17 protein-coding genes and 1 pseudogene are annotated in these 18,577 nt (G+C 66.3%); 6 read left to right on the top strand and 12 right to left on the bottom strand.

The features are described from left to right. Positions 1-76 precede the first annotated feature (76 nt). Complete coding sequence (locus L1892_RS02650) at positions 77-1,294, bottom strand: DUF418 domain-containing protein (RefSeq protein WP_235721872.1); 1,218 nt, start codon at positions 1,292-1,294, stop codon at positions 77-79. Between the two features lie 110 nt (positions 1,295-1,404). On the opposite strand from L1892_RS02650, the gene L1892_RS02655 reads away from it, so the two are divergent. Then, positions 1,405-1,989 carry a TetR/AcrR family transcriptional regulator gene (locus L1892_RS02655; RefSeq protein WP_235721873.1) on the top strand — a complete coding sequence of 195 codons (585 nt, stop codon included), beginning with the start codon at positions 1,405-1,407 and terminating at the stop codon, positions 1,987-1,989. Positions 1,990-2,188: 199 nt separating this feature from the next. Here L1892_RS02655 and L1892_RS02660 read toward each other — a convergent pair whose 3' ends face one another. The 4 genes from L1892_RS02660 to L1892_RS02675 are packed head-to-tail and all read right to left on the bottom strand — an operon-like array spanning position 2,189 to position 6,965. Beyond that, positions 2,189-4,822, bottom strand: coding sequence for an MFS transporter (locus L1892_RS02660; RefSeq protein ID WP_235721874.1), 2,634 nt, complete (start codon positions 4,820-4,822; stop codon positions 2,189-2,191). A 36-nt stretch (positions 4,823-4,858) separates the two neighbouring features. Beyond that, entirely contained in the window at positions 4,859-5,665 is an 807-nt protein-coding gene (locus tag L1892_RS02665) for a YceI family protein (RefSeq protein WP_235721875.1), read from the bottom strand. Further along, positions 5,662-6,489, bottom strand: a complete 828-nt coding sequence (locus tag L1892_RS02670; protein WP_235721876.1) for an MSCRAMM family protein — start codon at positions 6,487-6,489, stop codon at positions 5,662-5,664. The genes L1892_RS02665 and L1892_RS02670 overlap by 4 nt, the downstream gene beginning before the upstream one ends. Continuing rightward, positions 6,489-6,965, bottom strand: coding sequence for a MarR family winged helix-turn-helix transcriptional regulator (locus tag L1892_RS02675; RefSeq protein ID WP_235721877.1), 477 nt, complete (start codon positions 6,963-6,965; stop codon positions 6,489-6,491). Before L1892_RS02675 ends, L1892_RS02670 begins: the two co-directional genes overlap by 1 nt. Positions 6,966-7,279: 314 nt before the next feature. Here L1892_RS02675 and ppk2 point away from each other — a divergent pair, with 314 nt between their 5' ends. Continuing rightward, positions 7,280-8,173 (top strand): polyphosphate kinase 2, encoded by an 894-nt coding sequence (ppk2, locus tag L1892_RS02680; protein ID WP_235721878.1) that lies wholly within the window; start codon positions 7,280-7,282, stop codon positions 8,171-8,173. 131 nt (positions 8,174-8,304) lie between these two features. Continuing rightward, positions 8,305-8,550 (top strand): three-helix bundle dimerization domain-containing protein, encoded by a 246-nt coding sequence (locus L1892_RS02685; RefSeq protein ID WP_235721879.1) that lies wholly within the window; start codon positions 8,305-8,307, stop codon positions 8,548-8,550. A 39-nt stretch (positions 8,551-8,589) separates the two neighbouring features. On the opposite strand, the gene L1892_RS02690 is transcribed toward L1892_RS02685, so the two are convergent. Together L1892_RS02690 and L1892_RS02695 are read right to left on the bottom strand one after the other, a co-directional pair. After that, entirely contained in the window at positions 8,590-8,796 is a 207-nt protein-coding gene (locus L1892_RS02690; RefSeq protein ID WP_235721880.1) for a hypothetical protein, read from the bottom strand. A gap of 93 nt (positions 8,797-8,889) precedes the next feature. Further along, positions 8,890-11,673 (bottom strand): ATP-binding protein, encoded by a 2,784-nt coding sequence (locus L1892_RS02695; protein ID WP_235721881.1) that lies wholly within the window; start codon positions 11,671-11,673, stop codon positions 8,890-8,892. Between the two features lie 164 nt (positions 11,674-11,837). Here L1892_RS02695 and L1892_RS02700 point away from each other — a divergent pair, with 164 nt between their 5' ends. Together L1892_RS02700 and L1892_RS02705 are read left to right on the top strand one after the other, a co-directional pair. Then, on the top strand, positions 11,838-12,407 hold the full coding sequence (locus L1892_RS02700) for a DUF4333 domain-containing protein (RefSeq protein ID WP_235721882.1): 570 nt from the start codon (positions 11,838-11,840) through the stop codon (positions 12,405-12,407). A 207-nt stretch (positions 12,408-12,614) separates the two neighbouring features. Then, the gene (locus tag L1892_RS02705) at positions 12,615-14,369 is read left to right on the top strand and encodes a BCCT family transporter (RefSeq protein ID WP_235721883.1); all 1,755 of its coding nucleotides are present in this window, start codon (positions 12,615-12,617) and stop codon (positions 14,367-14,369) included. 49 nt (positions 14,370-14,418) lie between these two features. On the opposite strand, the gene L1892_RS02710 is transcribed toward L1892_RS02705, so the two are convergent. Continuing rightward, positions 14,419-15,138, bottom strand: coding sequence for an alpha/beta fold hydrolase (locus L1892_RS02710; RefSeq protein WP_235721884.1), 720 nt, complete (start codon positions 15,136-15,138; stop codon positions 14,419-14,421). Positions 15,139-15,409: 271 nt separating this feature from the next. Between L1892_RS02710 and L1892_RS02715 the strand changes: the two genes are divergently transcribed. Then, complete coding sequence (locus L1892_RS02715; RefSeq protein WP_235721885.1) at positions 15,410-15,838, top strand: hypothetical protein; 429 nt, start codon at positions 15,410-15,412, stop codon at positions 15,836-15,838. Positions 15,839-16,044: 206 nt separating this feature from the next. On the opposite strand, the gene L1892_RS02720 is transcribed toward L1892_RS02715, so the two are convergent. The 4 genes and pseudogenes from L1892_RS02720 to L1892_RS02730 form a co-directional block, all read right to left on the bottom strand. After that, entirely contained in the window at positions 16,045-16,653 is a 609-nt protein-coding gene (locus L1892_RS02720; RefSeq protein ID WP_235721886.1) for a pyridine nucleotide-disulfide oxidoreductase, read from the bottom strand. 109 nt (positions 16,654-16,762) lie between these two features. Further along, a complete protein-coding gene (locus L1892_RS02725) occupies positions 16,763-17,212 on the bottom strand; it encodes a DUF1214 domain-containing protein (RefSeq protein ID WP_235721887.1) in 450 nt (149 codons plus the stop codon). Positions 17,213-17,505: 293 nt separating this feature from the next. Continuing rightward, positions 17,506-17,907, bottom strand: a pseudogene (locus L1892_RS24995) (DUF1254 domain-containing protein); the annotation flags it as partial. Between the two features lie 187 nt (positions 17,908-18,094). Further along, positions 18,095-18,517: a hypothetical protein gene (locus L1892_RS02730; protein ID WP_235721888.1), complete on the bottom strand. Its 423-nt coding sequence runs from the start codon at positions 18,515-18,517 to the stop codon at positions 18,095-18,097. Positions 18,518-18,577 lie beyond the last annotated feature (60 nt).

Here is an 18,577-nt window from a genome sequence, read left to right on the forward strand (position 1 = left end):
TGGTGAGTGCTACCAGATCATTGCCGAGATCTGGGACGTCCCCGCAGATCGTCTGGGCGACTGCGACCTCATGGTCTCACGAGGAGGCATTCGTCGGGGTGTGGTCCGCCGGTTCGGTGGTCCGCATCCGCTCAGGCCGGTGTAGTCGCGCATAGCTGCTGTGCCAGAGCCGTTCCAGGGGACCGCGATCGAATCGCCGGAGCCACAGCCGCGCGAGCACCATCAGCACTACGGTGATGCCGAGGAACAGCCCGATCGTCGCGGGCACGACCGTGGTCGGGTCGAGGCGTGCGGCCAGGCCGAGTCCCCACCCGTAGCAGATGGCGCCGGCCAGTGCGTTCTGGAAGACGTAGCAGCTCAACGCCGTCCGGCCGATCGGCGAGAGGGCGCGGCCGAGGATCCCGGGTGTCCGGCCGTCCGCGTAGAAAGCCGCGATCGCCGCGAGGATCCCGAGTGCGACGATCGGCGCGAGCAGGTAGCGGCCGACGATCAGGCCGGCGTCGCCGCCGGTGATGCCGACGACGAGGTCGAGCGGGAACGCGACGCCGAGTCCGACGATCATCAGCCGCCTCCGCAGCCGGCCGGCCGACGGTACGCGTGTCGTCGGCTCGAGGACGCCTGCCCGCAGGAGGGCGGCGCCGACGAGGAACAGCGCCACCGACATCGGCAGGATCAGGACGACCTCGGCACGGAACAGCGCGATGTGCGCGGCACGGAACACGACGAGATCGAGGAACGAGCCGTCGGCGTACGGATTGGGTGACAGCGGTTGTGCTCGGTCGGTCGGTGGGGCGGTCGCGAGCGCGGCGACGATCAGCGTCAGCAGCAGCACATGGATGACTGCGGCAGTGATCAGCGCGACGTGTTGTCGTCGGATGGTCGTCGACAGGATGAACGCCACGATCAGGCCGGTGACCGCGTAACCCATCAGGACGTCGAACTCGGTGAAGAGGAAGTAGTTGACCGTGCCGTCGACGAAGAGCAGTGCCGCGCGCCACGGATAGCCACCGGGCCATGATTCGCCACGACGTTCCGCGGAACGCTGTTGGATGGCGAGTCCGATGCCGAACATGATCGTGAGCAGGCCGAGGAACTTGCCCTGTGCGAGCTGTTGCAGGACGTCCTGGACCACGGACCATGCCCCGGTCGCCTCGTGGGTGCCGTTGAGATAGCCGACCAGACCGTCGACATTCGTGAAGATCCAGATATTGGTGGCCAGCGTCCCGAGAATGGCGACGCCACGCAAGACGTCGAGGGCGGCGAAGCGTCGGGGCGCGGTGGGCAGGTCCGTCACAGTTCCTTCGTCGTCGTCGGGAGTCGTCCGGGCAAGGCGCAGACGATTGTGGCGGCACGACTGTGTTGGCAACGCGACCTAAGCTAGCACAGTTGGGCTACCATGCGGAAGTGCCCAAGCTGATCGACCACGACGCCCGACGAACTGAGATCGCGGAGGCGCTCTGGCGGGTGGTGCTCCGCGAAGGGGTGTCGGGGGTGTCGATCCGGGACGTCGCCGCCGAGGCGGGGATTTCCGCCGGGTCGTTGCGACATGTGTTCGCCGACAAGGAGGAGTTGCTCGCGTTCTCGATGCGGCTGATCTATCAGCGGGTCGGGGAGCGTGTCGTCGGGCACGGGTCTGTCCGCGATCCGCTGCGGCGCGCGGAGGCGATGCTGTCGGAGGTTCTACCGTTCGACGACGTCCGGCGGGTCGAGATGCACGTGAACCTGGCGCTGGTCACCGATGCGGTCGCACATCCGGGGCTGGCCGAGGCCGGACTCGAGGCGCACGACGGCCTGCGGGCGCTGTCTCGGCGGGTGCTGACCGATCTGGGCGACCACGGGCTCGTCGACGCGCGGCACGATCTGGAGGCCGAGGCGATGAGACTGCACGCGCTTGTCGACGGGCTGGCGGTGCATCTGCTGTTGGGGCACAACGACGCGCCCGCCCGGGTACGCCGGCTGGTCCGGGATCACCTGGGGTCGTTGCGCTGAGGCGCGCTTTTCCGGAATGTGCCCGCCGAAGAATCCGCCGCGCCGGAAGACCGCCCCAGAAAAGCGCCCTGCGTAGCGGGGCAGCCGACGCATTGTTGACGGGTTCGCTACGGAGGGTGCTGTGTCGGGGCGCTTTTCCGGGGACGTGCACGGGCGGCCCGGACGGGCCGGTCCGGTGCCGACGCGCGCCGGACGATCGCTACGACACGACCGGCTTGTGTCCGGCGCCGAGCGCGATGTCGGCGGTGTTGCGTTGTCCGGCGGACACACTGACCGCGAGGGCCGTCGGCTCGTACATGTTGGCAACCACCGTGAACGCCGAGTCGGTGAGTCCCTCGATGCGGTAGCGGCCGTCGGTGTCGGTGGTCACCGACGCGACGATCGTCTGATCGGGTCCGATTGCCGATACCGTGGCGCCGACGAGCGGTGTGCCGTCGGGGGTGAGGACCGTACCCTGCACGCCACCGGTGGCGATCAGGACGATGTCGACCACGCCGGGTGCCGAGGCGTCGACGGTCACGAGTTGACTTGTCGGCTGGTAGCCGGGCGCCGAGGCCGTGACGGCGACAGTGTCCCCGTTCGACAGGCCGCCGATGACGAAGTCGCCGTCGGAGCCGGCGTGCGCCCGGGTGACCACCGCGCCCGACCGGTCGGTGACCACCAGGGCCGCCGGTAGCGGACGGTCCCCGTCGCGGACCGTGCCGCGCAGAGTCGATCCCCCGGCGAGGACGAAGTCGCGACGGAAGGTCAGCTCACCGACGACGGACACCGTGAGCGCCCGCGGCGACCGGCCCGGTGCGGTCGCGATGACCGTATAGGTGCCGTCGGCGAGATCACCCACCGCGTAGGACCCGTCCGGCCCGACCGTGGCCGTACCGACCTGGTGGCCCCGGACATCGGTCACCGTCACGGCGGCTTCGGCGGGCGCGACGCCGTCGGACCCGTTGATGTGTCCGGTGATTCGGGGGTCGCCGCTCGCCGCGGAACCTGCCGTCGACGGGCCAGGCTTGCGGTGTCGTGCCCCGGTCATGTGCGCTTCGTCGATCAGCTCCGCGGGTGTGCCTACGCCGGCATCGGCGGCGACGGCAGCCAGTTCGGCGCCCACCATCTCCGGTGTCGCCGACTTCGGCGATCCGGTGAACAGCGAGGCGATCGCACCGATCACACAGCAGATGAGAGCGAAGGTGAACGCGGCGGTGAGGCCATCGGAGAACGGATCACTGATCAGATGCGGGAAGAAGTCCAACCCGGTCAGGTGATCCACCGCCGACTGCGGCAGGCCCTGCAGCGCTTGACCGCCGACCTCACGGATGGGGTTGTAGCCGAGGAACGCCGCGAAAAGGATGCCCACGGTGGGCAGATGAGCAATCCCGTCGGCGGGCGCGTCGGGCATGCCGTTGGCAGTGAGTCCGCTGAACATCGCGTCGGGCAGATGCGCGCTGAGTCCGGCGATCATCAGCGAGAAGAACAACCCGATCGACAGCACCATCGCGGCGTTCTGGAATGTGGTCATCATCCCGGCGCCCGACCCGCGGGAGGTGATGGGCAAGCTGTTCATCACCTCGGCACGGTTGGGGGAGGCGAACAGCCCCATGCCGATTCCGTTGATGAGCATCACCAGAGCGAAGACCCAGTACTGGAAGTCGACCGGCATCGCGATGAGTGCGGCGAAGGTACCGGCGGTGATGACCATGCCGGTGGTGGTGAACCATTTGGTACCCAGCCGATCGGACAGTGCACCCGATACCGGTGCGCTGAGCAGGAAGCCGATGGTCATCGGCACCATGTAGATACCTGCCCACAGCGGCGTGCGCGAGTAGTCGTATCCGTGCTGCGGCAGCCAGATGCCCTGCAGCCAGATGATGAGGATGAACTGAAGACCGCCGCGTCCGATGGAGGCCATCAGATTCGCTATGTTGCCGAAGGCGAAAGAACGGTTGCGGAACAGGGATAGTTCGAACAGCGGGCTTGCGACCTTGGTCTCGATGAAGACGAAGATGCCCAGCACGACGGCACCACCGATGAGTCCGGTCAGGACCCACGGGTTGCCCCAGCCCATGTTGGAGGTGCCGTAGGGCTGGATGCCGTAGGTGATCGCGATGAGGATGGCGATGAGCCCGACGGCGAAGGTGATGTTGCCCCACCAGTCCATCTTGGCCTTGCGGCGTTCGCCGGTGTCGTGGAGTTTCAGGTACGCCCAGATGGTTCCGACCACGCCGAACGGCACCGAGACCAGGAAGATGTAGTGCCACTGGATCGGTGCCAGCACACCGCCGATCAGCAAGCCGAGGAACGACCCGGCGATGGCGGCAACGCCGTTGATGCCCATGGCTAGTCCGCGCTGATTGGCCGGGAAGGCGTCGGTGAGGATGGCCGACGAGTTCGCCATCAGGAAGGCGCCACCGACGCCTTGGATGATGCGCCAGAAGATCAGCCAGATGGCCGCTTCGCCACCGTCGAACCAGGTGATGGCCAAGAAGATCGACGAGACGGTGAAGATCGCGAACCCCATGTTGTACATCCGGGCGCGACCGAACATGTCGCCGAGACGACCGAAGCTGACCACCAGCACAGCGGTCACCACGAGGAAGCCCATCATCATCCACAGCAGATAGCTGGTGTTCTGCGGTTCCAACGGATTGAGGTGAATGCCCTTGAAGATGTCGGGTAGCGCGATCAGCACGATGGAGGAGTTGATGGTCGCGATCAGCATCCCCAACGTGGTGTTGGACAGGGCAATCCATTTGTAGTTGGGGCCGAGTTCGGCAAGGGAGCGCTGTCGGGAGCCGCGGGCGGTGGTGCCCGGGGCGACGGCGGTGCTGGTGTCGGACATGATGCCTTTCAGATCAATCAGGAACAATGTGGTTGCTCAGGGGGTACGGATGGCCTGGATCTCCAGATCGACCGATGCGGTGCCGCCGATCTGCGCCACCCCACTGATCAGTTTGTCGTCGAAGCTGATGCCGAAATCGTTGCGCTGCAACGTCCCCGTCGCGCGGAATGCGGCCCGCCGACCGCCCCAGGGGTCGTCGACCTCGCCGAGGTAGGACAGGTTGAGGTCGACCGGAACCGAGGTCCCGCGCAGGGTCAGATGCCCGGCCAGGCGCCAGGTGTCGTCGCTGCCCGGGCACACCCGCGTCGCCCGGAACTCGGCGAGCGGATACTGCTCGACATCGAAGAACGCCGCGGAGCGCAGGTGTCCGTCGCGGGTCTGGTTGTCGGTGTCGATGCTGGCCGTGCTGATCTGGGCGCTCACCGACGACGCCTCGACGTCCTCGGGCACCTCGATGCGGCCTGAGAAGTCGGTGAATCGGCCTTTGATGGTGGCGATTCCGAAGTGCCGGACGCTGATCTCGACGGTGGAGTGGCCGGGATCGATCTCCCATGATCCGGCCGCCGGCACCGGCGCTCCGCCGGAGCGGGTCACCGCGATCGTGCCGAGGCTCACCTGTCCAGCGCCGTTGACCACCGCCGTGCGGGCGGTGGGCGCGAAGCCGTCGGCGGTGATGACCACCGTGTAGGTGCCTGCGTCGAGGGCGTCGGTGGTGATGGCGCCGCCGTCGTCGCCGCGCAGGACGGCCTGCTGCTCGCCGGTGGCGGACATGACGGTCATCACCGCGGCCGGCAGCGGATGGCCGCTCGACGTCGCCACGCGCGCGGTGATGGTGCCACTCATGCCTGCCCCCGTGCGCCCAGGACGAATTCGTGGGTGACCACGCGCCCGGGCTCGATGTCGATGGTGATGGCCTCCGGCGCATAGCCGTTGGCGATGACGGTGTAGTCGCCGGGTGCGAGGTTCGCGAAGAGATAGCGGCCGGCGGCGTCGGTCAACATACTCGCCGCCATCTGCCCGGCATTGTCGAGTAGACCGACCTGGCTGTGCGGCACCGGTTGTCCTTCGGTCACGCCGTCTCCGTCGGTGATCACCCCGGCCAGCTCCGCTGCGGTCCGCAGCACGATGTCGGCCACGGCGACTCCGGTTCCGCCGACGGTGACCGTCTCGGCGACCGGGTCGCAGCCGGCCGCGGTCACGATGACGGTGTACGTGCCGACCGGCAGTCCGGAGACTTCCCACCCTCCGGTGGCATCGGTGACCGCGGTGGTGGTGACGTGACCTGCCCGGTCGGCCACGGCTACCGTCGCGTGTGCCACCGGCTCTCCGGTCGCCGACGTCGTGACCGTTCCGCCGAGTGCGGCCATGGAGGCGAGCGCCACCTCGATGTCGATCGGCGTGGCTCCCACGGTCACGGTCACCGCGGCAGGTTCATGGCCGGCCGCGGAGACGACGACCACGTAGTGGCCGCCGGCGGACACATCGACGACGAAGGTCCCGTCGCTGCGGGCCATCGAACGCGCGGCCTGCCGCCCACTCGGATCGACGACGGTGATCGTGGCGTCGCCGACGGTCGCTCCCCCGGAACGGATCTCGCCACGTATCACGCCACCGGATGCTCGGGAGGTGCCATCGCCCTCACGATGGCCGTTGGTGCCGGGCTGCATCAGGTTCCCTTCTGCTGAGTCGGGGTCAGGGCGCACACGGTGTCGGCGAGCAGCCGCATCGACCGTTCGACACACCGGCGATCCGGATCGGTGAGTGCATCGAGCGCGGACTCGAACAGCGCCGAGTTCCGTGACGAGGCACCAGCGAGATGCGCACTGCCGGCGTCGCTCAGCGCGAGCAGACTCACCCGGCCGTCGTGGGCGTCGGTGGTGCGGACCACCATCCCGAGGTGCTCGAGCGAGGCCGCCACCCGCGACATGGTCGGTGCCGCGACTCGCTCGCGGTCGGCGAGTTCGGTCGCCCGGATGGGTGCATGCTGCGCAATCGTCCACAGCGCCGACATCTGGCTCGGCGACAACAGGTTGTCTCCGGTCGTCGACCGGACGGCACGCCCGATCCGGATCAGGTCGCGGTGGATGGCCGCGGCGCCGCGCAGCGCCATCGTGTCGGCGGGATCGTCGACGATGTGACTCATCCCTGCCCTCCAAAAAACTTAGTAACACTAAATTAATTACTTAGCCACCCTAAATGGATCTGGTGGGCACAGTCGATTCGGATGGGTGTGAGTTGGGCGACATCGGAGCTGAAAATTGGGACAAAGCAGCATATTTCGGACAACCCACGTTGGCGGAGGCGGTGTTTTCGTGGTCGTCGGCGTCGCCGGAGCGCACGGGATCCGTCGACGGGTGTATCGATGTTCGCGTTGCCGCGTCGGCGATGTCGTAGCATCTCGGACACGTCGAACACGGTGCGACACATGGTCTGGGGAGCGAAGGGAAGGGTGGCGCCATGGGGAAGAAGTCGAAGAAGAAGCGCGACGGGGGCCGCGCCGGGCACGACACCTCAACCGGTGGCTCGGGCCAGTCGGCGCCGATCGACAACAAGCCTGGCGAGACCAAACCGGTCGAGGGCAAACCGATGAAGAACAAGGAGTATCGGGAACAGCTCAAGCAGGTGCACGCGGAGCTCGTGGCGATGCAGGAGTGGGTGCGCTCGACCGGCGCCAAGATCTGCATCGTCTTCGAGGGCCGCGACACCGCCGGCAAGGGCGGCGTCATCAAGGCCCTGACCGAGCGGGTCAGTCCCCGGATCTTCCGGGTGGTCGCGTTGCCGACACCCACAGAACGCGAGAAGTCCCAGATGTTCCTTCAGCGGTACGTACCCCACCTTCCCGCGGCGGGCGAGGTCGTCATCTTCGACCGCAGTTGGTACAACCGTGCGGGCGTCGAGCGGGTGATGGGTTTCTGCACCGAAGAGCAGTCGAAACAGTTCTTGTCCGATGCTCCCGAGTTCGAGCGGGCCATGGTGCGGTCGGGAATCCTGCTGATCAAGTACTGGTTAGAGGTCAGCGACGACCAGCAGACCCTACGGCTGCAGAGCCGCATCGACGACCCCCGTAAGTATTGGAAACTCTCCCCGATGGACCTGAAGTCCTACACCCGATGGGACGAGTACACCCGTGCCCGCGACGACATGTTCCGCTACACCGACACTGGCTGGGCGCCCTGGTATGTGGCCAACACCGACGACAAGAAGCGCGGTCGGCTCAACATCCTCACCCATCTCCTCGGGCTGGTGCCCTACACTCCGCTCGAAGCGCCCGACGTGGAGCTTCCGAAACGAACAGTGGGTGCCTACGAGGGGCCGTCCCTCCCGGTGACCAGGGTGCCGTCGGCGTTCTGAGCGCCACCAGCCGGGGCCCGATCACGGGACGGCCGAAACGCGAGCACCATTCGAATGCAGATCGATGAACAGTCCATGAACAGTGTCCGGTTTGTCGGGCCGCGTCTGATGGTGACCCCTAGCCTTGTCCTGTGGAGGACGCAGACGAACGACGGCAGATCGGCGAAGTGCAGGAACGATTGATCGCCGCCTACTCGGATCGTCCGAGTCAAACGGTGGCGGCCGCGGTCGAGGCCGCGTATCGACATTTCGACGGCATCCGCGTGCGGGACTTCGTTCCGCTGCTCGTCGAGCGTAGGGCGAACGCGTCGCTCAACGGCAACGGCTCCGCCCCGATGGCGGACTCGCACCTCGCGCCGCCGCATCACGAAGACTGACACTCGCCGACATCGCGATCGGCTCAGGAAATCGTCGGCTCAGCCGTGGGCGGCGTTCAGCCCGAACCGCTGCTGTAGGCGCTGGATGTAGCCGCGTACCTCGAACAACTCGGCCCGTTTGGCCGCGGAGGCGGCACTGCTGGGTACGCTCTCCATCTCGTCGACGAGAGCGTCGGCTGCGCGTTCCAGTTCGTTGACCAACTGGCGCGCCTGGGCACGTGCCGCAGGGTCGAGGTCGTCGAGCATGCGCACGAGCGTAAGTCACCTGAACGACCTGCGCCAACTCTGACTGGGTCGACGGTCCGGTTGTACTCCCACTCATCGCAGGCGTCACGCGGCTCAGGGCGCAAGCGCAGGCCGGAGTTCCGCCCGCCCGGATATGCCGAGCTTGCGGTAGGTGTGGGTCAGGTGCAATTCCACCGTTCGGCGCGTGAGGAACAGTTGTTCGGCGATCTCCCGGTTCCCGATGTCGGTGGCGGCCAACTGGGCGACGCGGCGTTCCTGCGGTGTGAGCGCCTGCAGTCCGGTCACCTGAGGTCGACGCGGTCGCGCACCGGTGGCCCGCAGTGCGCTCATCGCCCGCGACACGAGTCGCCACGAACCGCATCGATGTGCCGCGTCCATTCCGGTACGCAACAGGTCGCGGCGCTCGGCGACGTCGCCGGATTCGGGCGCGGCGCCGAGCTCGACCAGCGACTCGGCGAAAACCAGCGCGGCCTGCGACGGACGAAGAATCTCGACAGCCTCCCGCAGGTCCGCCACCGCTGCTGCCCCCGATCGGAGCTGTGCTCGCGCGAGCAACGCCTGGCCGACGGCTCGGGGTGCGCCGTAACGCCGGGCCTCGGTCAACTCCGCCTCGAGCAGATCCCGGCAGCGTGTGTCGAATGTGCCCTGCAGCGACCGGACGGTCGCGGTCATCGAGCGCCACGGCGACGCGACCGGATTGAGATAGGCAGACCGATGGCCGCGCTCGCTCACCTCGGCGAGGTCTGCCAACGCACGCTCGTGGTTGCCGAGTGCGGCGAACAGCCGGGCCCTCGACAGCAGCAACGTGTCGATCGTGCCGATGTCCGGAAGCTCACCGTTCAGTCCGTAGTGCTCGAGCATCGACATGGCGCCGGCGCAGTGCTCCCGCTCCACCGCGACCTCGATCTGCCATCCCACCGTCATCGCGAAGCACATCGGATCGACATTGGCCAACTCGTCGAGGACTCGGTGTGCGTCGGTCTCGGCTTGATCTATCGCGCCGCGGTAGACGGAGTTGCCCGCGCGCAACGCCGTCGCGTAGGCGACGCCGACCAGCGACCCGCTGCCGACTGCGGCTGTGATCCCGGCGGTGGCGAACTCGTCGACCTCCTGATACTCGCCGGTCCAGGCCAGGGCGCTGCCGGCGTAGATGAAGACCGGGGAGGCCGACCCGACCTCCGAGATCAGGGCTGTTCCACCGATCGCGCGCCGGGCGAGGTCGGCGACCTCCCGGTGACCGGCTGCCGCGCGCACCGCGGCATCCCACGCGACATGTGCCAGCACCGCACGCTGGGCAGGGGTGGTGGCACCGCACACCACGGGCCGCAGTTCTGCTGGGCGGCCGCGGTTGCGACGAGAGATCGCCTCGGCGTTGAGCGCTGCGGCCTCCAACCGCAACCATGATGTGTAGTCGCAGGTCTGGTCCACGGTGGCCAGCGCCGCGCGGCAGACCTCGCCGGCCTGCTCGAGTAACGCGGCATGAAAGAGTGCGGTCGCATACGCCTCGACGATCTCGATCGCGGGTGCGTCGGTGAGGTCTCGCGAGAGTTCCCACGCCCGGTGCAGGTGATCGAGCGCCTTCGGGTCCTTCGCCTCGTCGTACAGTCTGCCGAGCTGATGGCGGATCGTGATCTCGGCGCTTGTGTCCAACGATTCGCCAAGTGCGAGTTCGAGATAGGCGACCGCTCGCGTACTGCCGCCCTGCCCGCAGGTGACGGTGGCCGCAGCCGTCAAGGTGGGAACCACCCACGGGCGGTCGAACGGCGCGAGCTGTGCCGCCTGCAGCAGGTGTTCGGCCGAACGGACCGGGTGACGTGCCGAGTTCAGCTGTGCGGCACGAAGTGCGAGGTCGAGTCGATGACCGGGTGGTACGGTCCCGGCCACCGCGTCGCGCAGCAACGGGTGACGAAAATGTCGCGGGTCGGTGGGGTCGAGCAGTTCGGAGCCGATGAGTTCGTCGATGGCAGAGGTGGCTTCGGCCGTCGACACCCGCGCCAACTCGACGATGTCGCCGAGCACAGCGGATTCACCCAATGTCGCCGCCGCGACCGCGATCGACCGCGCTGCGCGGCCCACGGTGGCGAGCCGGCGATCGGTCGATTCGACGATGGTCGCCGGCACCTCGTCGAGGCGAGCGCCCCGCGCCGCGAGATGGCGGGCGAACTCGCAGACGTAGAACGGGTTGCCGCCGGTGCGTTCGGTCAGCGCGGGTAGTACCGCGTCGAGGGCGTGATCGTCGAGGCCGCTGAGGGTCGCGAGGAGGTCACGGGTTGCGTCCGGACTGAGTGGTTGCGGTTCGAGGCGTCGGTGCGCCGCGCCCGTCAGCTCGTCGAGTTCGGGCGGGGCGGGGGTCGCGCTGCGCGCGGCCACGACCACGGCGATCGGATGACCCGCGAGTCGGTCGGCCAGGTACCGGAGGAAACGCAATGACTGGGGATCGGCGAGCTGTGCGTCGTCGACGATGAGTAGCAGCGGTCGCTGTTCGCTGAGGCTGATGGTCAGCCAATGCAGGCCGTGGAGTAGTTGGAACTCGTGCAGATCGGTTCGCTCGCCCTCGAAGAAGAGAGGCAGACTCAGTGCACTGGCACCCCGGAACACCGCGGGATCGGTGTCGAAGACCGCCTGATCGAGCAAACCGACCATGGCGGCGAAGGGCTGGCCGGCCTCGCTGGCGCGACCCCGATAACGGCACGTCCGGAACTGTTCGTTCCGCTGCGCCAACGCCTCGAGCAGGGAGGTCTTTCCGATGCCGGCAGGCCCACGGACCACGACTGCCTCGCCGTCGCCGTCTGCGGCTCGCGCGAGCACATCGGTCAGGATGCGCAACTCGTCGTCACGCTCCATCAGGACCGGACTGCCGACACCCGCGGACCGCATGACACCAGATCCTATGTCGGATATGTCCCGTTGGCCTACGGACCGGCCGCCGAAACCCTTCGGTGCCGAGACCACTCGACGGGTGCGCGTTCATGACAGCCTTGAGATCGCCCCTTCCACGACCTGGCCCGCCCGCCGCGGCCGTCCTCGCGACAGGAGTAGCAGTGACCAGCAAACACCAATCCCTGAGCCGGTTTGCCATCCTTGCGGTGGCGATTGTTCTCGCCGGGTGCTCGGTGTCGGTCAGCACCGGTGACTCGCAAGGTCTCAGCGCCGATCAACTCGAGACCGAACTCGGTGACGAGGCCGCCGCCCAGACGGGCGACGCGCTCGACGCCATCGACTGCACCAATGGTCTCGACGCGGAGGTCGACGACGCCACCAACTGCTCGGTGACCGAGAAGGGGGTGGTCGCGATTTGGGATGTGAAGGTCACGAATGTGGACGACGACAACGACTCCATCGACTTCAGCTGGCAGGTACAGGACGGATCTCAGCGGCTGTTGGCGTCCTCGATCGTCGATTCGATCGGCGCGGACTTCGGTCGGCAGACCGGCTACACGTTGACCGCCGTCCAGTGTCCTCAGCAGGAGATCTCCGCTCAACCGGGCACCACCGTGACCTGCGACGCCTCGACGGCGGAAGGGGAGACCGGCCCGCTACGCCTGACGATGGACGGGGCCGAGGGGATGGTCGTCAACTTCTCGTGGGATCTGCCGACCGGCGCGTCGTGAGCGGTTGGCGAGCGGGCCGGCTCCGGGTGCATCAGAACGGAAGCCGACGCGATTGCGGCAATCGGGGCAAATGTAACGAAGCGATTGCATCGGTGGCCATCGTCGAATCGGGGGACGATGCTGGGGTTCTAGTCGACGGTTCACACGACATCCGACACGCGCGATCCCGACCCGACATCGAGCCGTCGAGGATGGAGACGGCGACCTGTGGACACACTCGCTCGAAAGCTCGGTCTCAAGACGAACCCGCAGATCTTCTTCTGGTCGGCAGGGCTCACCATCTTACTGCTGGTGCTGTTCCTGATCTTCCAGGATTGGGTGGGTGACGCATTCGGGTCCGGCCGTGAATGGATTGTCACCAACCTCGGTTGGTTCTTCATCCTCGGGGTGACGGTATGGCTGGTCTTCCTGATCTGGGTGGCCATCAGTCGCTATGGGCGGCTCCGCCTCGGCGACGACGATGACAAACCGGCGTATTCCAACCTGTCGTGGTTCGCCATGCTCTTCGCCGGTGGTATCGGCACGGTGTTGATGTTCTGGGGTGTGGCAGAACCGATCTCACATTTCTCCAATCCGCCGTTCGAGGGGGTGCAACCCTACAGCGCGGAGGCCGCCGAAGATGCCATGAGCATCTCGCTCTATCACCTGAGCCTGCACACGTGGGCCATCTTCACCCTGCCCGGCTTGGCATTTGGCTACTTCATCTATCGCTACAAGCTGCCGATGCGTGTCTCGTCGGTGTTCTATCCGGTCCTCAAGGAGCGCATTCACGGGCGTATCGGTAAGACCATCGACGTCGTCGCGGTGCTGGGAACAGTTTTCGGGCTTGCGGTTTCGTTGGGTCTGGGCACCTCGCAGATCAACGCCGGTCTCAGCGAACTCATCGGTCTGCCGGACTCGGTGTGGGCCAAGGTCATCATCATCACCACGCTGACGATCGTCGCGACCTCATCGATCGTGGTGGGCTTGGAGAAAGGCGTCAAACGGCTCTCCAACATCAACATCCTGGTGGCGGTCGGCCTGATGATCTTCGTGCTCATCTTCTCCGACACCGTGTTCCTGCTCCGGCAGCTGATCGAGAGTCTGGGCACATATGCTTCCGACGTCGTGCCCCTTGCCTTCTGGAACGACGCCATGGCCGAGTTCACCAAGGACGGCGGTTGGGGCTGGCAGGGCGGCTGGACGGTGTTCTACTGGGCGTGGACGGTGACCTGGGCGCCGTTCATGGGGGTGTTTCTGGCCCGCATCTCCCGCGGCCGCACCATCCGCCAGTTCGTGATCGGTGTGCTGGTCGCGCCGTCGCTGTTCACCCTGGTCTGGTTCGTGATCTTCGGCTGGTCGGCCATGGAGATCGACGGTATCGGCGGTGACGGCGGCCCGATCTCCGAGGCCGTCGCCGAGAGTGTGCCGTTGGCGATGTTCGAGTTCTTCGACAACTTCCCGCTGACCACGTTGATCTCGGGTATTGCCGTCGTGGTGGTGGCGTTGTTCTTTGCCACGTCGTCGGATTCGGCATCCCTGGTGGTGGACATGTTGTGTTCAGGCGATGCCGAAGCCGGCCCGATCCGTCAGCGCGCCTTCTGGGGACTCACCGAGGGCGCGGTGGCCGCAACGCTCATCGTCGTCGGCGGCGAGGCCGGACTCAGTGCGCTGCAGGAAGTGATCACGGTGGTCGGCCTACCCATCTTCATCCTGGTGACATTGATGATCCCGACGCTGTTTATCGGTCTGCGCCACGAGAAACACAAGGTCACGCCGATGACCCATCAGCACTTCGTGCAGATGTACTCCGATCAACTCAACGGCAACGGGAACGGGTCGGACACCGGAGAGGCATCCGGCGGGGGAGACGAGTCGGTGAGCGCGCCGAAGTCCGGTGCGGCGCCTAGCGCCTCGACAACGCCGCCATCGGAAACCGCGACACCCACCGCGAATCCGGAAACACGTTCTGACACCAGCTGATACGCACACTGCGGTGCCCCGCGCCGAGTGATCGATCGGAGGGGATCGATCACTCGGCGTGATCGGCTGCGGTGGCGCGTTGAATCAGCCCTGCCAATGCTTTCGGGTCGATGAAGGCCGACATGTGCGACCAGTCAGGATGCAGATCGAACTCGGCACCGTGGATGCGTCGGGCGAGATCGGCCATGACCTCGGGCGTGGACACGCCGTCCTTACCCGCGGCCACCACGGTGACCGGCATGGCCAGGGAGCTCGTCCGCGACCATCGGTCATAGGTGGCGATTGCGGCCAGAGCGGCAGCCCAATCCTCGGTGTCGGCCTGGGAGAGTTGTTCTCGGGCAGCACACACCGCATCAGAGTCGGCAATCAGTTCGGCGGCGGTGAACCAGCGTGCCAGCGACCCGACAACCGATGGTCCCGACCCCGCGCGGACCTGCGCGGCCACCGGTCCGAACGCCGGGAACGGGGTGTCGCGGGTGCACAGCACGGTCAGCGTCCGAACCCGATCGGGGTGCGCCAGCGCGAGGTCGATCGCGATCTGCCCACCGAACGAGTGCCCGACAAGATCGAGATCACCCTCGAGGTCGGCAGCCACCTGTTCGGCCAGGATCGATTGCGCATCACGGGAGTTCGGCACATGCGTGCAATCGGGCGTGATCACTGTCCGCCCACTCAGATGTGTGACGGTGTCCGCCCAGATCTCCGGTGTCAGCGGCGCACCGTGCAACAGCACGAGAGTGCGATCGGAGTTCTGGACGTGGTGCGCCATTGCCGGAGACTACCGCGCCGCGGTCGCACACGTCACCGGTGTGCCACCGACGCGGAACACCAGGTCGGCAGTGTCATTTCGGCACTTGTCCGTCGATGGCATTTCCGCACTGCCGTCGGACACGATATTCGATTGCACGAGTACGACCAAAAGTATTGCCGCAGGCCATCTTCGCGCAGTCGCAACTCAACGGGCGTGGAGAATGAGAATGGCGAAAAAGGTGACGAGAATGGATTGTTGGAGGACGTTCGGGCTGATACCTTCGGTCGCCATGGCAAAGAAAATTCTCTGTTCTGTAGTGGGTTTGTCGGCGGCCCTCGGAGTCGGTGTCGCCGCGGCGGGCAACGCGGCCGCTGCGCTTCCCGAATTCGGGGTGACGTCGGCGGGGGAGACCGCCAATTCGGTGACCGTGCAGGTCGCCCGAGGTGACGATGGCGCCGGCACATACCTGTGCCTCGCCGTGGCGCAGCCCGACGGACTCCCGGACGGTGTCAACGTGTCCATTCCGAGCAACCCGGTACCTGTTGCACCCAACCGAGCGACGGACCTGACGATCACCAACCTGCAGGCCGACACCGACTACACCGTCACCGTGACCTGCACCAGCATCGCCGACCTGGACATCGGCAGTGCCTCGGTGCGCGTGCAGACCACCTCGGGTGCGGGAGGTGGAATCGGGAGCGGAAGCCTCGACTTCTGAGTTGCGCTCACCGCGCGGTGGTCGGGTACAGCGGCTGCGGGCGAGTTGCCGCGAGGTCGCGGAGCACCGGCACCGATGGGCCACCGGTCGGTGTATCTGTCTGCGGTGCCAGCGGTGGGCGGCGACGATAATTGACGCTGGTGGCTGCTGAGGCTGCAGACAGATACACCGGACGGGCGTCGCTCTCGGACGGACGGCGCAACGGCTCAGGCGGGTTCGACCGCACGCAGGCAGTATCCGATCGCCTCCGGCTCGGAGAACACCCACGCGGTCTGATCGGCGGCGCAGGTGATCGAGTCGTCCGAACGGGTGACGGCCTTGGCGATGACGGTGTCGGTGGCCGCGGGGGCCGCGCAGTCCGACTCCCGGTAGTCGACGAGTTGTCCGCCCGGCAACGGGATCTGATAGCACCGGCTGTCGACGAAGTTGGGAGTCATGCAGAGCTTCTGCGGATCTCCGTCGAAGGACAGGCTTGCGCTGTTGTCCCCGGCGCAGTCGGCGTCGGCGGCGACCGTCTCGGCGGCGTAAAAGGTGAGTCCGTCGGCGTCGCAGGCGATGGTGGTGGCCCGGACGTTCCCCTGGTCATCGGCTTCGTCGTCGATCTGCAGGCAGTCACCGATCGTGATGTCGGAGGTGGATTCCACCGCTGAGTCGTCGGTACCGATCGAGACGCTGCACGCCGTCATCGCGGCGAGTCCGACCGTGGCCAGCAGGAGTGCGCAGTGTCGAGCAAGTGGCCACCGCGCGCTGGGGTGTGGGGGTTCGTCGGTGATGTAGGTGATGGGCGTTTGCGGGGTGGACGCGTGGGTGGACATCGGAAAGCCTTTCGGTAGCTGAGTTGCCGTCAGCTTGTCGATCGGCTCTTGCGGGGCGCTTGGAGTCGACTTGGTCGTGGACGCCGGGCTGGTCTGATTCCCGGCCGGGCTACCGCGGCACCACCGGTGGTGGCACGTATGTGTTGTTCGCCGCGGCTGATCCGGGCGCGACGCCATAGAGGCGCAGCATCACATTGAAGGGACGGAAGCCGACTGGCAACCAGTTCGCCTCTGGCACTCCGGGAGGCCGCACCCGCGCGATGTGAATGGAGATGGAACCGTCGCGGTCGCGAACCAGGCCCGGTGTGTAGCCGGCGACGACATACTTGTTGATCGGATTGGGGATCATCTCGATGGAATTCGGCGTGTAGGCCGTCAACAACCATAAGCGGGAGGCCTCGGGGATCACCGATGCCGGAAAGGTGAGGACGTAGCCGCCGGGCCTGGCTGCCGTCGAGCAGTACGCCGGCTTGGTCGCGGAACGCGTGGTAATAGGCGGCGGTGGCGATTCCGTTGCCGAACTGGATGAGCTCGGTGAGCGACGCGCGGTCGAGGACATTGTCGCCCCAGTTGCCGAGGTTGGTGAAATGGATCCAATTGTTGCGGTACCGGTTTCCGAGGTAGTTGTTGATCAGCGCGGATGAGATCGGTGCCGACGGCGAAGGTCCGATCGAAAGCGGTTGCCAGGGTGCGCTGTCGGGCGACAAAAGAAGGCACCCGCGCCGCATTGTCGGCCGCACGTTGGGTTTGACGCAAGAACTCGACTGGTGCGGTTTGGATCAGCGTGTCGGCGAGGGTCTTGACGGGAAGGGCGAACTCGGCCACCGGGCGGATGCGGTGGGGCGAGTCGTAGACGTTTCCGTAGGCATCGAGTAATAGGCCCGAATAGCTGACCGGTGTGTTGGGTACGGTCACCATCACCGGCCCGACCGAGGTGTCGACAGGCGAACTGGCATACAGGGTGTCGTCATTGATGTCCACGACGCCCTGATAGAGCGGCGAGATGGTGTCGGTCCGATGAGTCCGTTGTGCGGGGCGACGTCGAACTGGGTTTGCGCGAACCACAACGGATAGAACGTCTCCACCTACCGCTTCGTCAGCGCGGACACCGTGTCGGCATGAGCCGGCACAGAAATCAGCGCGGCGGCCGCGACACAAGACGACGGCGACCGCCATTGTCACCCGAAACGATACTCGCGCAGCAGATCTCGTGAACCGAGCAGGACTGGTGAACCGGGCAGGGCTGGTGGACATGGCGGCGGCCTCCGCACCTCGCGTTCGACGAAGTGTCCGCACGGAAATCGCGGCCGGGCCCGAGCCGACCTGCGCGATTTTGCTGCGAGCCGGGTGTTGCCGGTACCGAAATGTCGGAATCGGTTCTCTGCGTGGATGGTGACGGGCGCGTGCTCGCCGCGCGGTCAGAGCCGCACGGCGGGCGTACTCAGCGGTGGGTCGGAGTGTCGTCGGGTCCGGGCTCCACGGGAACCTCGGGCGATGCTCCGTTGCGAGTGCCTCGGTCGTTCTTGACGTCGGGGTCGAGCTTGTCGGCGCGCGCGAACTCGCGCTCGACCTCGGTACGGGATTTAGCGGCGTGGCCCTGGTGGGTCTGGGCCTCTTCGTTGAGTTGTTTGGCCTCGGCGGCCTTCGCGTCGGCTTCGGCCTGGGCCTTGCGAGCGCGGGCGTCGGCTTCCTCGGCGATCGCCTCGCGGTGGCGGACCTCGGACACCTGCGAAGTGGCGTTCTCGCGGATCTCGTGTGCTTTGCTGCGGCGCCGCACGGTGCGCTGACGCAAGAAAAGGGCGATGACTGCAAGTACGACGATCACGATGACGACGGCCAGAATGATCCAGACTGCGGTGTCCATGATGTTTCTCCTCACTCGAGTGCACCGGGAGATACCCAGACGGGGTCGATCTCAATCGCG

Source organism: Gordonia tangerina, assembly GCF_021556435.1.
Taxonomy (GTDB): domain Bacteria; phylum Actinomycetota; class Actinomycetes; order Mycobacteriales; family Mycobacteriaceae; genus Gordonia; species Gordonia tangerina.